The organism is Massilia psychrophila (genome assembly GCF_002760665.1).
GTDB lineage: Bacteria > Pseudomonadota > Gammaproteobacteria > Burkholderiales > Burkholderiaceae_D > JAFCUW01.
On the sequence record NZ_PDOB01000001.1, the window covers coordinates 174,209 to 188,261 of the forward strand.

Sequence of the window (14,053 nt, forward strand, 5' to 3'; positions counted from 1 at the left end):
CTTATTTGTTAAGAATCTTGGCCACTGGCGCCGCGCGCAGGCGGTGCGCGTCCGGCATGCTGGCGCCGAGCAGAGGGCGCAGGTACTGGCGGAAGGCGTCGGTGACGTCGGTGCCGCTGGCGGCGATGAATTCGTCCTCCATCACGCGCGTCTTGCCGGCCACCGATTCGAGCGGCACCAGCGCGTACTCGACCGAGTAATCCCCGCTGCGGCGGATGGCAACCGAGCCGTCGTGCTCGCCCCACATGGCGTACTGCACCGCCTTTTCGCCCACTTCGCGCGCTTCCCGCTGGTCGACGTCGGACACGCAGCCGATGAACGAGCGCTGCAGGTAGCCGAAGGTGTCGCCGCGCACCCGCTTGATACCCAGTTTGTCCTTGATTTCATTGCACAGCAGGTCGGCCAGCGCGCCGGTGCCCGACAGCTGGACGTTGCCGTGGGCGTCGCGCTCGACTTCCTTCGACAGCAGGCTGGCGATCGCTTCGCCGGAAGCGTCGTGGATCCCTTCGGACACGGCGATCACGCAGCGGCCGTACTTCGCATAGGTCTGCTTGACGTCGGCCAAAAAAGCGTCGAGCGAGAAGGTGCGCTCGGGCAGGTAGATCAGGTGCGGGCCGTCGTCGGGAAATTTTTTTCCGAGCGCGGCGGCGGCGGTCAGGAAACCGGCGTGGCGGCCCATCACCACGCCGACATACACGCCGGGCAACGCGGCATTGTCGAGATTGGCGCCGGCGAAGGCTTGGGCGACGAAGCGCGCCGCCGACGGGAAACCGGGCGTGTGGTCGTTGCCGACCAGGTCGTTGTCGATAGTTTTCGGAATGTGGATGCAGCGCAGCGGGTAGCCGGCCTTTTGCGCTTCGAGGCTGACGATGCGCACGGTGTCGGACGAATCGTTGCCGCCGATGTAAAAGAAATGCTCGATCTCATGGGCGCGCAGGACGTCGAAAATCTGCTGGCAGTAGGCGATGTCGGGCTTGTCGCGGGTCGAGCCGAGGGCCGACGACGGCGTCGCCGCCACCAGCTCGAGGTTGGCGACGGTTTCGCAGCTCAGGTCGATGAATTGTTCGTTGACGATGCCGCGCACGCCGTGCAGCGCGCCATACACCCTGGTTACCTGCGGGAAGCGGCGCGCCTCCAGCACCACCCCCACCATCGACTGATTGATGACGGCGGTCGGACCGCCGCCCTGAGCGACCAGAATTTTTCCCGATGACATGCGAACCTCCTTTGAGTGTTGGCAAACTGCTTCCAGATTACTGCAAATTACGCCCGGCCGGCCTTTAGCAGGCTCTCAGGCTCTGCAACAACTTATTCCGGCGCCCGGATGTGGTCGATGAAACTATTGCTGAGCGCGTCCGGCGCGCGTGTCAGCAGGCTGACCGCGACCAGTACCGCCATCCCGGCCGGCACGCCGAACACGCCGGCCGAAATCGGCGCGATATGAAACCACTGGCCGGCCGCGCTGCCGCCCAGGATCGGATGGGTGTGCAGCATGTAGTAGGTGCAGACGGCGAAGCCCGACACCATGCCGGCCAGCGCGCCGATGTGGTTGGCGCGCTTCCAGAACACGCCCAGTACCAGCGCCGGAAACAACGTGGAACCGGCCAGCGAGAACGCCGCCCCGACCAGCGAGAGGATGTCGGCCGGCTTTTGCGAGGCGACGTAGGCGGCGCTGAAGGCGACCGCCAGCAGCAGCAGCTTCGATATCGTCACCCGCTTCTGGGTCGAGGCGGCCGGATCGACGACCTTGTAATAGACGTCGTGCGACAGCGCGTTCGAGATCGCCAGCAGCAGGCCGTCGGCGGTCGACAGCGCGGCGGCCAGCCCGCCGGCCGCTACCAGCCCCGAAATTACGTACGGCAGGCCGCCGATTTCAGGCGTGGCCAGCACCAGCACGTCGCCGTCGATGGCGATTTCGGCCAGCTGCACAATGCCGTCGCGGTTGATGTCGGCAATCGCGATCAGCGGATTTTGCTTGTCGACGCTGGCCCAGTACGAGACCCAGTTCGGCAGGTGCGAGAATTCGCTGCCGACCAGCTGGGTGTAGATGTCGTATTTGACCATCACCGCCAGCGCCGGGATGGAGAGATACACCAGCAGGATGAAAAACAGGGTCCAGAACACCGACACCCGCGTTTCGCGCACCGACGGCGTGGTGTAGGAGCGCATCAGGATATGCGGCAGCGCCGCGGTGCCCAGCATCAGGCAAAATACCAGCGCCAAAAAATTGTTGCGGCGGCTGTCGGACTGCTCGCGGTCAGGGCCGGGGAACGGCGTCGCGTGCGGCTCGGGCGGCAGCGCGCGCGCCAGGTTCGCCGCCTGCAGGTCGGCCCACAGCCGCGCCGCCTCGTCGGCCGTCTTCGGATAGGCCGCCAGCCGGCGCTCGGTGGCGCGGATATCGATCAGCGAACCGGCGCGCCGCCGTACCGCGTCGAGCTCGCGCAAGATGTCGAGCCTGCCCGCTTCCCACGACGCTGGCAGGGCCTTGATGCGCTGCGCGTATGCATCGGCGCGCTGCGTAAAGATGGCGCGCACCGCCAGCTCCTTTGGGTCGCTTGCCAGCTGCGCCTCGCGCGCCGCCAGCTTCGGCAGCACGGCGCCGTATGCCACATGTGGCAGCGGATTGTCGGCGTGCTTGGCCGACAGCCACATGGTCGGGATCAAAAAAGCCACCAGGATGATGATGTACTGGGCCACCTGGGTCCAGGTGATCGCCCGCATGCCGCCAAGGAAGGAGCACACCAGGATCGATGCCAGGCCGAGGAAAATACCGACCGAGAAATCGACCCCGGTGAAGCGCGAGGCAATCAGCCCGACCGCGTAGATCTGCGCCACGACATAGGTGAACGAGACGATGATGGTGGCGCCGACCGCCATCAGCCGCACCGGGGTGCCGCGCCCGCCGGCGCCGCCGGCGTAGCGCGCGGCCAGGAAATCGGGGATGGTGTACTGGGCGAACTTGCGCAGGTAGGGTGCGATCAACAGCGCCACCAGGCAGTAGCCGCCGGTCCATCCCATGATGTAGGCCAGGCCGTCGAAGCCGCGCAGGTACAGCCCGCCGGCCAGGCTGATGAAGCTGGCCGCCGAGATCCAGTCGGCGGCGGTGGCCATGCCGTTGAACAGCGCCGGCACGCGCCGCCCCGCCACATAATATTCCGATACATTCGAAGTGCGGCTGAACACGCCGATGGCGGCGTACAGCACGATAGTGGCGAACATGAACAGGTAGCCGATCCATACGCGCGGCATGCCTTGCTTTTCCAGTATCGCCAGCGCCAGCAGGAAGGCGCCGAAGCAGCCGGTGAAATACAGGTAGTGGCGCGACAGCCGCGCAAAGCGCGCGCGGGCCGCGATCATGGCGTCTCTCCGCGCGCCGTTTTGCCCTCATGTGCTGCCCCTGGCCCCAGTTCGCGCGCGTAGCGCCGGTCGAAATGATGCACGCCGGCGGCGTAGGCGCCGACGATGGCCAGGTAGATCAGCGCAGTGCCTTGCGCGGCCAGGTAGAACGACAGCGGCCAGCCGAACAGCGACAAAGCGGCCAGCTCGCGGGCGAAAAACACGCTGCAGAAAGTGGCGGCCAGCCAAAGGGCCAGCAGCACGAAGCTCAGACGCCGGGTGCGCTGCCAGTGGCGGCTGCGGGCCCCCAAAACCGCCAGCTGGCGCTGGGCCGCGGCGCCGGCGTCGTCGAGGACCGGCGCGCTCGAAGCGGGAAGCGGGAGGGGGATCGGGTCAGTCGGCATCGTCATCGGGCGCATCAAGGGTTGGGAAGGTCACACGGAACAGGCTGCCGGGGGATTTTTTCAGCATGCCGCTGCCGCTGCGCGGGTTGTTGAAGACCTCGACTTGGGCGTCATGCTGGTGGCCGATCTCGCGCACGATCGCCAGCCCCAGCCCGCTGCCGGCGGCGCCGCTGCCGAGGATGCGGTAGAAGCGCTCGAACACGCGCTCGCGTTCGGCCGGCGCAATGCCCGGCCCGGTATCTTCGACTTCCAGGACCGGGTCGATGCCGTCGCGCCGCACGCGCACCGTGACGCTGCCGCCCGCCGGCGTGTAGCGCAGCGCATTGTCGATCAGGTTCGACAGCAGTTCGCGCAGCATCATCGCGTTGCCGGCAATCTCGACCGAACCGTCGGGTTGCTCGAAACCGAGGTCGATCTGCTGCACGAACGAGGCTTGCACCCAGTCCAGCAGCGTGGCGCGCGCCAGCGCTGCCAGCTCCACCGTCTCGAACGCCAGGCCTGCCTGCGGCTGGTTTTCGGCCCGCGCCAGCGCCAGCAGCTGGTTCACCAGCCGGGTGGCCGACTCCGAGCTCTTGGCCAGCTGGATAAGGGAATGGTGAATTTCGTCCGGGCTGCGCTGGCGCAACGCCAGTTCCGACTGCATTCGCATGCCCGCCAGCGGCGTCTTCATCTGGTGGGCGGCGTCGGCAATGAAGCGTTTTTGCATGTCGATGGTGTGCGACAGCCGTCCCAGCATGTCGTTGAGGGAACCGACCAGCGGCGAAATTTCTTCCGGCACCTGGCGCGAATCGATCGGCGACAAATCGTCCGGCCGGCGCGCGCGAATGCGCTCCTGCAGCTGGGCCAGCGGCGACAACCCGCGCGCCAGCGCGAGCCACACCAGCGCCAGCACGATCGGCAGGATGATGAACTGCGGCAGGATCACGCCCTTGATGATCTCGTTGGCCAGCTGGGCGCGCTTGTCGAGCGTCTCGGCCACCTGTACCAATGCGAGGCGCGGCTCGTCGCCGCGCGCTGCCACCAGCCGCAGGTTGACGTAAGAATAGGCGACCCGCACCGGGGTGCCGCGCATGCTGTCGTTGCGAAAGCGCACGCTCGGGCCGAACGCGCGTTCGCGTTCCTCCTCCGTCGGCGCCGGCAGGTCGCGGTCGCCGTCGACGTATTCGGCGCGCGGCCCGGTGATCTGAAAATAGACATTGTCGACGTCGTCGGCGCGCAGGATGTCGCGCGCGCTGCCGGGCAGCCGCGACACCACCTTGCCGTCGGTGTCGACTACCTGCTGCGCCAGCACGGTGACGCTGTCTTCGAGCGCATGGTCGAACGGCTGGTTGGCGATCGACTTCGCCACCAGGTAAGTGATTGCGATACTCATCGGCCACAGCAGCAGCAGCGGCGCCAGCATCCAGTCGAGGATTTCGCCGAACAGCGAGTGCTGGATGTTTTCGTCCGGCTCCGGATTGGCCGGCTGGTACGTCTGCCCGGCCGGCGAAGGGTCAGCTGCGGCGGGCGGCGCTGCTGGCTGGTCGCGCGGCTTCACTTCGATTCGTGGCCCGCGTCAGGCGCCGGCCGCGCCGCTTCGGGGTAGCGTTCGAGGCAGTAACCGAGGCCGCGCACGGTGGCGATGCGCACCCCGCCCACTTCGATCTTCTTGCGCAGCCGGTGCACGTATACCTCGATCGCGTTGTTCGACACTTCCTCGCCCCATTCGCACAAATGGTCGACCAACTGCTCCTTCGACACCAGCCGGCCGGTGCGCGCCAGCAGGATCTCGAGCAGACCCAGCTCGCGCGCCGACAGGTCCAGCATCTGGTCGTTGATGTAGGCGCTGCGCCCGACCTGGTCGTACACCAGCGGGCCGTGGCGGACCACGGTGGGGCCGCCGCCGGCGCCGCGCCGGGTCAACGCGCGCACCCGCGCCTCCAGTTCCGACAGCGCGAACGGCTTGGCCATGTAATCGTCGGCGCCGAGGTCGAGGCCATTGACGCGCTGCTCGATCGAGTCGGCCGCCGTCAGGATCAGCACCGGCAGCAGCGACGAACGCGAGCGCAGGCGGCGCAGCACTTCCAGCCCGCTCATCTTCGGCAAGCCGAGGTCGAGAATCAGCAGGTCGAATTCCTGGGTCGATAACGCCGTGTCCGCCTCCTGGCCGTTCTTGACGCAGTCGATCGCATAGCCCGATTGACGCAAGGAGCGCGTCAAACCATCGGCAAGCACGCTATCATCTTCGGCAAGTAAAATACGCATGGCGGCAAATCCCTGATATCGAAGTGCACATTGTGTTTCATTTGAGCGCGCAACGCGAGTTTTTGGTGCAGACGGAGCCGTTTTGACATTTTTGGTGCACGTTGTGCATACCGCTTGCAAAAACTACTGTATGCCTGTACAGTACTGAATTATTCTGCGCTGGAGCGATTGCTCCGGCCTTTTCTAGCATCCCAGACTGAGAGAAAATCATGGACGAGAAGAAAATGAATTTGAACGCTGCTGAAAAAGGCAAGGCGTTGGCCGCCGCGCTGGCGCAGATCGAAAAGCAGTTCGGCAAGGGCTCGGTGATGCGCATGGACGGCAACGCCCCGGTCGAAGAAGTGCAGGTCGTCTCGACCGGCTCGCTTGGCCTCGACATCGCGCTCGGCGTCGGCGGCCTGCCGCGCGGCCGCGTGGTCGAGATCTACGGCCCTGAATCGTCGGGCAAGACCACCTTGACCTTGCAGACCATCGCACAGATGCAAAAGCTCGGCGGCACCTGCGCGTTCATCGATGCCGAGCACGCGCTCGACGTCGGTTACGCGCAAAAGCTCGGCATCAACCTGTCCGAGCTGCTCATTTCGCAGCCCGACACCGGCGAGCAGGCGCTCGAAATCTGCGACGCGCTGGTGCGTTCGGGCAGCGTCGACCTGATCGTCATCGACTCGGTGGCCGCGCTCACACCGCGCGCCGAGATCGAAGGCGACATGGGCGACTCGCTGCCCGGCCTGCAGGCGCGCCTGATGTCGCAAGCGCTGCGCAAGCTGACCGGTTCGATCAACCGCACCAACACGCTGGTCATCTTCATCAACCAGATCCGCATGAAAATCGGCGTCATGTTCGGCAGCCCCGAGACCACCACCGGTGGTAACGCGCTCAAGTTCTACGCGTCGGTCCGCCTCGACATCCGCCGTACCGGTTCGATCAAGTCGGGCGACGAAGTGATTGGCAACGAAACCAAGGTCAAGGTCGTCAAGAACAAGATCGCGCCGCCGTTCAAGGAAGCCCACTTCGATATCCTGTACGGTTCCGGCACGTCGCGCGAAGGCGAAATCCTCGACCTTGGCGCCGACAACAAGATCGTCGAAAAGTCCGGCTCATGGTACAGCTACAACGGCGAGCGCATCGGCCAGGGCAAGGACAACGCCCGCACGTATCTGGTCGAGCGTCCGGCATTGGCGCGCGAGATTGAAAACAAGGTACGTGCCGCGCTCGGCGTGCGCGAATTGCCGCCGGTTCCCGGCGAGGAGGCGGCCAAGCCTGCTCCCGTCGCCAAGCTGAAAGCGGTCGCCGAATAAGTATGGCGGCCTGACGAGATGGCCGCGCCACAACTGAGCCTGAAAGGTCGTGCCCTGCGTTTTTTATCGATGCGGGAGCACAGCCGGCTCGAGCTGGGGCGCAAGCTGTCGAAGTATGCGCAAGAGGGCGACGACGTCGACGCCTTGCTCGACTTCCTCGAAAAAAACAACTGGCTGTCGCAGGAACGTTTTTCCGAATCGCTGATTCACCGGCGCTCGGCGCGTTACGGCAACAGCCGCATTGTTGCCGAATTGCAGAGCCATGGCGTCAATGGCGCAGCGCTGAAAGAGCTCAAGTTCGGGCTTGCCGACAGCGAAGTGGCGCGCGCCTGCGAAGTATGGCAGCGCAAGTTCGGCGCCGTCGCCCTCGACGCCGAGGGGCGCGGCAAGCAAATGCGCTTCCTGATGCAGCGCGGCTTTTCGCACAACGCCGTGCGCGCCGCGATGCGGGGCACCTGTCCCGACGACGATTAAGCAAAGCGCCTTCCGCTGTATGCGTCGGCAACCACCGTTGCAAACGCATGCTCCTCACCGGCGGAAGGCGCCGCGCTTTTTTTACGCCACCATCTGGCAGACACCAATTTACCTTCGTGCCCCCGCCGTCACCACAACTTTCCCAAAGATGCAATAAGGCCGGTCAATTCCGGTCAAAACTAATGTTGCAGCGCAACTGAGGTCACGTGTGTGCTAGAATTTTAGTGTTTTAGCAGCGTCGCATGAGCGGTTGTCTCCGTAGAAGCTGCGGGGGCGTGCATCAGCACACGGCTGCATCACTTTTTTACCGCCGCATTGCCGGCCTTGGTGCCTATGCCCCTGTCTCCTTCCGTGCCTCGCACTTTGCGCCATACCCGTGCTATCCAAGTAGACGCCTACGCGCGCGACGATGGCCTGTGGGACCTCGATGCCCGCATCACCGACGTCAAAACGCGCGACATCGCGCTCGCATCGGGCCTGCGCGAGGGCGGCGATCCGGTGCACGACCTGAAACTGCGCATCACCATCAACCGTGAACTGGTCATCGTCGACGCCGAAGCGGCCTCCGACGCAGTGCCCTACCCGGGCTATTGCGACACCATCGCGCCGGCCTACAAGAGCCTGATTGGCCTGTCGCTGACGAACCATTTCCGGCTGCGCCTGAAGGACCGTCTTTCCGGCGTCCTCGGCTGCACTCACCTGACCGAACTTTCTCTCATCCTGCCCACCGCCGCGATCCAGGCCTACGCCAACGACGTCATCAAGACGCGCGATGGCGATGGCGCCGATGAATCGACCGTGCGCCCATTCCAGCTCGACCGCTGTTATGCGCTGCGCGTCGACGGCCCGGCGGTGGCGAAATATTATCCGCGCTGGCACGTGAAACCTGTGCCCAGTTAGCAGTTGTCGTTGACGCTTCAATCATCCGTAGTTCAACCGTATTTCTAAAAATCAGTATCAGACGAAGGGAAGCCAGCATGAAAATCCATGAGTATCAAGGCAAAGAAATCCTCCGGAAGTTCGGAGTGACGGTACCGCGCGGTATCCCGTGCATGTCGGTGGAAGAAGCCGTCAAAGCGGCCGAAACCCTGGGCAGCCCGGTCTGGGTAGTCAAGGCGCAGATCCATGCAGGCGGCCGCGGCAAAGGCGGCGGCGTCAAGGTAGCCAAGTCGCTCGAGCAGGTCAAACAATTTGCAGAGCAGATCATGGGCATGCAGCTCGTCACGCACCAGACCGGCCCTGAAGGGCAAAAAGTGCGCCGCCTCTTGATCGAAGAAGGCGCCGACATCAAACAGGAACTGTACGTGTCGATGGTTACCGACCGCGTCAGCCAGCGCGTCGTGCTGATGGCCTCTTCCGAAGGCGGTATGGACATCGAGGAAGTTGCACACTCGAACCCGGAAAAAATCCACCAGATCGCCATCGATCCGGCCGTCGGCCTGACCGACGCCGAAGCCGACGACATCTCGACCAAGATCGGCGTGCCGGCCGCATCGATTGCCGACGCCCGCGTCCAGCTCAAGGGCCTGTACAAAGCCTATTGGGACACCGACTCGTCGCTGGCCGAAATCAACCCGCTCGTGGTCGACGGCTCCGGCCGTGTCATCGCCCTCGACGCCAAGTTCAATTTCGACGCCAATGCGCTGTACCGCCAGCCTGAAATCGTCGCCTACCGCGATCTCGACGAAGAAGATGCGGCCGAAGTCGAAGCGTCGAAATTCGATCTCGCCTATATTTCTCTCGACGGCAACATCGGCTGCCTGGTCAACGGCGCCGGCCTGGCGATGGCAACCATGGACACCATCAAGCTGTTCGGCGGTGAGCCGGCCAACTTCCTCGACGTCGGCGGCGGCGCCACGGCCGAGAAGGTCACCGAAGCGTTCAAGATTATGCTGAAAAACCCGGGCCTGAAGGCAATCCTGGTCAACATCTTCGGCGGCATCATGCGTTGCGACGTCATCGCCGAAGGCGTGATCGCCGCGTCGAAGGCGGTCTCGCTGCAGGTGCCGTTGGTGGTACGCATGAAGGGCACCAACGAAGACATCGGCAAGAAGATGCTGGCTGACTCCGGCCTGCCGATCATTGCCGCCGATACGATGGAAGACGCCGCGAAAGCCGTTGTCGCCGCTGCTGCTGGTAAAGCCTAATCCGAAGGAATAAACATGTCGATCCTGATCAATAAAGATACAAAAGTAGTCACCCAGGGAATCACCGGCAAGACCGGTCAGTTCCATACCCGCGGCTGCCGCGACTACGCGAACGGCAAGGAATGCTTCGTCGCCGGCGTCAACCCGAAGAAGGCCGGCGAAGATTTCGAAGGCATCCCGATTTTCGCCACCGTCGCTGAAGCGAAAAAAGAAACCGGCGCCAACGTGTCGGTGATCTACGTACCGCCATCCGGCGCCGCCGCCGCGATCTGGGAAGCGGTCGAAGCCGAACTCGATCTGGCGATCTGCATCACCGAAGGCATTCCCGTGCGCGACATGATGGCATTGAAGGACCGCATGGCGAAAGCCGGCTCGAAGACCTTGCTGCTCGGTCCCAACTGCCCGGGCCTGATCACGCCGGACGAAATCAAGATCGGCATCATGCCGGGCCACATCCACCGCAAGGGCCGCATCGGCGTGGTATCGCGCTCCGGCACGCTGACGTACGAAGCAGTCGGACAGCTGACGGCGCTTGGCCTTGGCCAATCGTCGGCGGTCGGCATCGGCGGCGACCCGATCAACGGCCTCAAACACATCGACATCATGCGCATGTTCAATGACGATCCTGATACCGATGCGGTCATCATGATCGGCGAGATCGGCGGACCGGACGAGGGGAATGCCGCGTACTGGATCAAGGACAACATGAAAAAGCCGGTGGTGTGCTTCATCGCCGGCGTCACCGCGCCTCCGGGCAAGCGCATGGGCCACGCCGGCGCGCTGATCTCGGGCGGCGCCGATACCGCGCAAGCGAAGCTCGACATCATGGAAGAGTGCGGCATCAAGGCCACCAAGAACCCGTCCGAGATGGCGCGCCTGCTGCAGGCAATGTTGTAATTTTAAGCATTTGCGCCGGGCGACAAACCCGGCAGCAGCCCAAGCACAATCAACGGGGAGCGGTAACGCTCCCCGTTGTACGTTTACAGCCCCCAGATGGCGGCCGACAATGGCAAAACTGATCATGTTGCGCGCCTGCTGCGCGATGGCAACGTGCTCGAGTTGACCGGCACGCGCATGCGTTTCGCTGCCAGATTTTGCTGAAGTGGCTGCCATGCTGACAATTTTTGGCAGCGACTGACGAAAAACGTCAGCCAAGCCGACGATAAACGTCAATCAAAGCCCGATTTCATGCTTTAACCTTAACGAAATCGCGTATTCCTGGGCTGGCACACATATTGCTATATGTAAAGACAGTAGCACGGAACCTACAACTCACCCCCCAAAGGAGCAATAAAATGAAATCGATGAAAATGGTTAAAAAAGCACAAGCTGGTTTCACCCTGATCGAATTGATGATCGTGGTTGCAATTATCGGTATTCTGGCCGCAGTGGCAATTCCGGCTTACAGCGATTACACCGTCAAGGCAAAAATCGCCAACGCGCTGTCGTCAGGCGGCGTGCTCAAGAACGCAGTTGCAATGTGCGCCCAAGAGACCGGTAGCGTAGCCACCTGCACCAGCGGAACTGCTGCTGCCAACATCCCGGCATTTACCGCTACCAAAGAAGTCACCGCAGGTACGGTCCTTGCGAACGGCGTGGTCCAGTTGACTCTGGCAGACATTGGTTCGGGCACCTCCGGCCTGTTGATTACCATGACCCCAACCCTGGGCACTTCGGCGATGACTTGGGTCAATGCAACCACCGCGACCAACACGGCAGCGGTCGCCGCAGTTACCAAGAACAACGCCAGCGGCAGCTAATTCGCCGGTAGCATACTCAAAAGTCGCCTGAGGGCGGCTTTTTTATTATGCGTCATAATTTAATGAAGTGCGGCGACTGGCAGGGGGAACGGTAGCACAGCTGATTTCGCCAGCGTCACATTGCGCCGTCATGATCGTCCCATCACCTCAAAGGCAGCCAATGTCGTCCACCCATCCGCCGTTTGGCAGGCCGCCCGGCGTCAAGTTCCTGGACGATAGAACGGGTATTTTCACCAGCATGCTGCTGAGCGCGGTAATCGGTTGCAGCTATTTTCTGGATCGAGGCCATGACGACCAGCGGTTGCTGCAAATCGCGTTTTTAAGTCTTTTTTGCATCAACGCCTTGTTCCGCAAAAGCAACCCCCTCGCCACGATGTCATCTAACCGGGACTTCCTGTCGTGGTCAGTCCTGGCTTTCTTCTTGTTGGGCTCCGTATCAAGTGCGCTTGCAATGTCGCCCCGCCATGCGTTCCTCGAGGTCGCAATTTTTCTGATGTTGTTCCTGCTTGCCCTTCGTATCGCCGAAGAAGTTGCCGGTGACAGCAAGCACTACGTCCCGATTGTGCTGAAAGCGTGCGCGATCGGCAGCGCCCTGTATGCACTCGAAATTGTGGTGATTTATTTGACGGCGCTTGCGCTCCGCAGCCAGCCGAGCGTTGAGGATTTCACCCCAGGATTTAGCAACATCCGCTTCCTGAATCACGCGCAGACGATTAGCCTGCCTTTGCTGGTCTTGCTCTGTGCGCTCGACAAACCGGGTTGGAAAGCAAAATGGGGCTATTTGGCCCTGACGGCATTTTGCTGGACGCTGCTGTTCATCACGGCGGGACGCGGCACGTTTGTCGGCTTGTTGGCCGGGACCGTAGGTGTTTTCGCCGTGCGGGGGAAGCACGCCAGCGCTTTTTGCAAAACAATGCTGTTAACCGCCTTGGCGGGCATGGCGATGTACGCCGTTTTCTTCACCTGGATTCCCGCGGCAATCGGACTTGAACCGTTTGGCCTTGCGGGCCAGGTTGTGCAACGCACCGCTGCCGACCCGACATCTCTCAGGGGGCCGTTATGGACGCGCGCCCTCGAGTTGATCGCAGCCCATCCGTGGTCGGGCGTGGGTCCGCTTCACTACGCCCACTTTGCGATCGACGGGCAACTCTCCGCGCACCCTCACAACTGGATATTGCAAATCGGTGCCGAGTGGGGCTTGCCTGCGCTCCTGTGCCTGCTTGCCGCCATTGGACTGTCAATGCGGCGCCTGGTGCTGACCGCGTCGCGTATTTCTGCTGACGATCACGGCAACCAAAACATGCTGGCGGCCTGGATAGCGACCGGCCTGGCAATTCTCGTCGATGGCCTGGTGTCGGGCTCCATCATCATGCCCGTCAGCCAACTCTGGATTGCCCTGTACATCGGATGCGCGTCCGGTTGGGTGATGTCGATCAACTCGACTAGCCAGTTGCCGCGCCAGCCGAGATTGCGGCGCTGTGTTAACACCGTGCTGTTGCTGCTCGCACTGGCGGCAGTAGTAATCGGCACCGGTTCGGACATGGGCAGCCGTGGCAGCCTTGGAGCAGCTGCAGCGAAGGAGAATCAGGGGCGGAACAATCCCCGCATCTGGATCAACGGATACTTCTGACCCGGAGCTTAAACAAGTGAGCTAAACCGGCGCGCCGTTCCCGGCCGCAATCCTGACAATCATGTACTCGTCATTGACGTCGCCGATCAAGGTCGAGAAATGCTGCACCGGCCTGAAACCGCGGTGGGTGATTAACTGCAGCCGGCCGTCGACCTGCAAACGCATCGCATCGCATCGCATCGCCTCGAAATCGAACTCGCGCACTCTTTGTTCGCCGCCCCGGTTACGGTCCTTGCCCGTGCTTGCAGCGCCGCTACGCCACCGCGCTCCAGTCGCCGCTTTTTCCCCCATGCTTTTCCAGCACCCGCACGTCCGTCATCACCATGCCCCGATCGACCGCCTTGCACATGTCGTAGATAGTCAGCAGGCCGATCTGCACCGCCGTCAGCGCTTCCATTTCGACCCCGGTCTTGCCGAAGGTTTCCACCTGCGCGCGGCAGCGCACGCTGTTGGCCGGCGCGTCGACGTCGAAGTCGACCGTCACCCGCGTCAGCGCCAGCGGGTGACACAGGGGGATCAGGTCGCTGGTACGCTTGGCGGCCATGATGGCGGCGATCCGCGCGATGCCGAGCACGTCGCCCTTTTTCGCGGTGCCCGACACAATGAGCGCCAGCGTCGCCGGCAGCATGCGGATGGCGCCGGCGGCGACGGCAACGCGTTGCGTCTCGGCCTTGGCGCCGACGTCGACCATGTGGGCCTGGCCGGTGCTGTCGAAGTGGGTCAGGCCTGTGTTTGCGGGGTTGTCTGTGATAGTCATCGA

14 protein-coding genes are annotated in these 14,053 nt (G+C 62.9%); 7 read left to right on the forward strand and 7 right to left on the reverse strand.

The window, feature by feature from the left end; translation table 11 throughout:
* Position 1: 1 nt before the first annotated feature.
* The 5 genes from CR103_RS00795 to CR103_RS00815 form a co-directional block, all read right to left on the reverse strand.
* Positions 2-1,216 (reverse strand): 6-phosphofructokinase, encoded by a 1,215-nt coding sequence (locus CR103_RS00795; RefSeq protein ID WP_099914103.1) that lies wholly within the window; start codon positions 1,214-1,216, stop codon positions 2-4.
* A 92-nt stretch (positions 1,217-1,308) separates the two neighbouring features.
* Positions 1,309-3,357, reverse strand: coding sequence for a sodium:solute symporter family protein (locus tag CR103_RS00800; RefSeq protein ID WP_099914104.1), 2,049 nt, complete (start codon positions 3,355-3,357; stop codon positions 1,309-1,311).
* The gene (locus CR103_RS00805) at positions 3,354-3,746 is read right to left on the reverse strand and encodes a DUF4212 domain-containing protein (RefSeq protein WP_307719651.1); all 393 of its coding nucleotides are present in this window, start codon (positions 3,744-3,746) and stop codon (positions 3,354-3,356) included. Before CR103_RS00805 ends, CR103_RS00800 begins: the two co-directional genes overlap by 4 nt.
* Positions 3,730-5,277, reverse strand: a complete 1,548-nt coding sequence (locus CR103_RS00810) for a sensor histidine kinase (RefSeq protein ID WP_229442583.1) — start codon at positions 5,275-5,277, stop codon at positions 3,730-3,732. The genes CR103_RS00805 and CR103_RS00810 overlap by 17 nt, the downstream gene beginning before the upstream one ends.
* Positions 5,274-5,984 (reverse strand): response regulator, encoded by a 711-nt coding sequence (locus tag CR103_RS00815; protein WP_099914105.1) that lies wholly within the window; start codon positions 5,982-5,984, stop codon positions 5,274-5,276. The genes CR103_RS00810 and CR103_RS00815 overlap by 4 nt, the downstream gene beginning before the upstream one ends.
* Before the next feature lie 209 nt (positions 5,985-6,193).
* Between CR103_RS00815 and recA the strand changes: the two genes are divergently transcribed.
* From recA to CR103_RS00850, 7 genes are all read left to right on the forward strand, one after another.
* Positions 6,194-7,282 carry a recombinase RecA gene (recA, locus tag CR103_RS00820; protein ID WP_099914106.1) on the forward strand — a complete coding sequence of 363 codons (1,089 nt, stop codon included), beginning with the start codon at positions 6,194-6,196 and terminating at the stop codon, positions 7,280-7,282.
* Positions 7,283-7,300: 18 nt separating this feature from the next.
* On the forward strand, positions 7,301-7,756 hold the full coding sequence (recX, locus tag CR103_RS00825) for a recombination regulator RecX (RefSeq protein ID WP_099914107.1): 456 nt from the start codon (positions 7,301-7,303) through the stop codon (positions 7,754-7,756).
* Between the two features lie 363 nt (positions 7,757-8,119).
* Positions 8,120-8,656, forward strand: coding sequence for a DUF2889 domain-containing protein (locus CR103_RS00830; RefSeq protein WP_307719652.1), 537 nt, complete (start codon positions 8,120-8,122; stop codon positions 8,654-8,656).
* A gap of 77 nt (positions 8,657-8,733) precedes the next feature.
* Complete coding sequence (sucC, locus tag CR103_RS00835; protein ID WP_099914109.1) at positions 8,734-9,903, forward strand: ADP-forming succinate--CoA ligase subunit beta; 1,170 nt, start codon at positions 8,734-8,736, stop codon at positions 9,901-9,903.
* A gap of 15 nt (positions 9,904-9,918) precedes the next feature.
* Positions 9,919-10,800 (forward strand): succinate--CoA ligase subunit alpha, encoded by an 882-nt coding sequence (gene sucD / locus CR103_RS00840; protein ID WP_099914110.1) that lies wholly within the window; start codon positions 9,919-9,921, stop codon positions 10,798-10,800.
* A gap of 407 nt (positions 10,801-11,207) precedes the next feature.
* Entirely contained in the window at positions 11,208-11,663 is a 456-nt protein-coding gene (locus CR103_RS00845) for a pilin (RefSeq protein ID WP_229442611.1), read from the forward strand.
* Positions 11,664-11,823: 160 nt separating this feature from the next.
* Positions 11,824-13,293 (forward strand): O-antigen ligase family protein, encoded by a 1,470-nt coding sequence (locus tag CR103_RS00850; protein WP_180279231.1) that lies wholly within the window; start codon positions 11,824-11,826, stop codon positions 13,291-13,293.
* 21 nt (positions 13,294-13,314) lie between these two features.
* Here CR103_RS00850 and CR103_RS21890 read toward each other — a convergent pair whose 3' ends face one another.
* Together CR103_RS21890 and moaC are read right to left on the reverse strand one after the other, a co-directional pair.
* A complete protein-coding gene (locus CR103_RS21890; protein WP_143752487.1) occupies positions 13,315-13,497 on the reverse strand; it encodes a hypothetical protein in 183 nt (60 codons plus the stop codon).
* A gap of 49 nt (positions 13,498-13,546) precedes the next feature.
* Positions 13,547-14,050: a cyclic pyranopterin monophosphate synthase MoaC gene (moaC, locus tag CR103_RS00855; protein ID WP_099914307.1), complete on the reverse strand. Its 504-nt coding sequence runs from the start codon at positions 14,048-14,050 to the stop codon at positions 13,547-13,549.
* Between the last annotated feature and the right edge of the window lie 3 nt (positions 14,051-14,053).

Excerpts from the sequence above, each read along its gene's own strand:
- CR103_RS00795 (WP_099914103.1), bottom strand. The coding sequence starts at position 1,216 with ATGTCATCGGGAAAAATTCTGGTCGCTCAGGGCGGCGGTCCGACCGCC.
- CR103_RS00800 (WP_099914104.1), bottom strand. The coding sequence starts at position 3,357 with ATGATCGCGGCCCGCGCGCGCTTTGCGCGGCTGTCGCGCCACTACCTG.
- CR103_RS00805 (WP_307719651.1), bottom strand. The coding sequence starts at position 3,746 with ATGACGATGCCGACTGACCCGATCCCCCTCCCGCTTCCCGCTTCGAGC.
- CR103_RS00815 (WP_099914105.1), bottom strand. The coding sequence starts at position 5,984 with ATGCGTATTTTACTTGCCGAAGATGATAGCGTGCTTGCCGATGGTTTG.
- recA (WP_099914106.1), top strand. The coding sequence starts at position 6,194 with ATGGACGAGAAGAAAATGAATTTGAACGCTGCTGAAAAAGGCAAGGCG.
- recX (WP_099914107.1), top strand. The coding sequence starts at position 7,301 with ATGGCCGCGCCACAACTGAGCCTGAAAGGTCGTGCCCTGCGTTTTTTA.
- sucC (WP_099914109.1), top strand. The coding sequence starts at position 8,734 with ATGAAAATCCATGAGTATCAAGGCAAAGAAATCCTCCGGAAGTTCGGA.
- sucD (WP_099914110.1), top strand. The coding sequence starts at position 9,919 with ATGTCGATCCTGATCAATAAAGATACAAAAGTAGTCACCCAGGGAATC.
- CR103_RS00845 (WP_229442611.1), top strand. The coding sequence starts at position 11,208 with ATGAAAATGGTTAAAAAAGCACAAGCTGGTTTCACCCTGATCGAATTG.
- CR103_RS00850 (WP_180279231.1), top strand. The coding sequence starts at position 11,824 with ATGTCGTCCACCCATCCGCCGTTTGGCAGGCCGCCCGGCGTCAAGTTC.
- moaC (WP_099914307.1), bottom strand. The coding sequence starts at position 14,050 with ATGACTATCACAGACAACCCCGCAAACACAGGCCTGACCCACTTCGAC.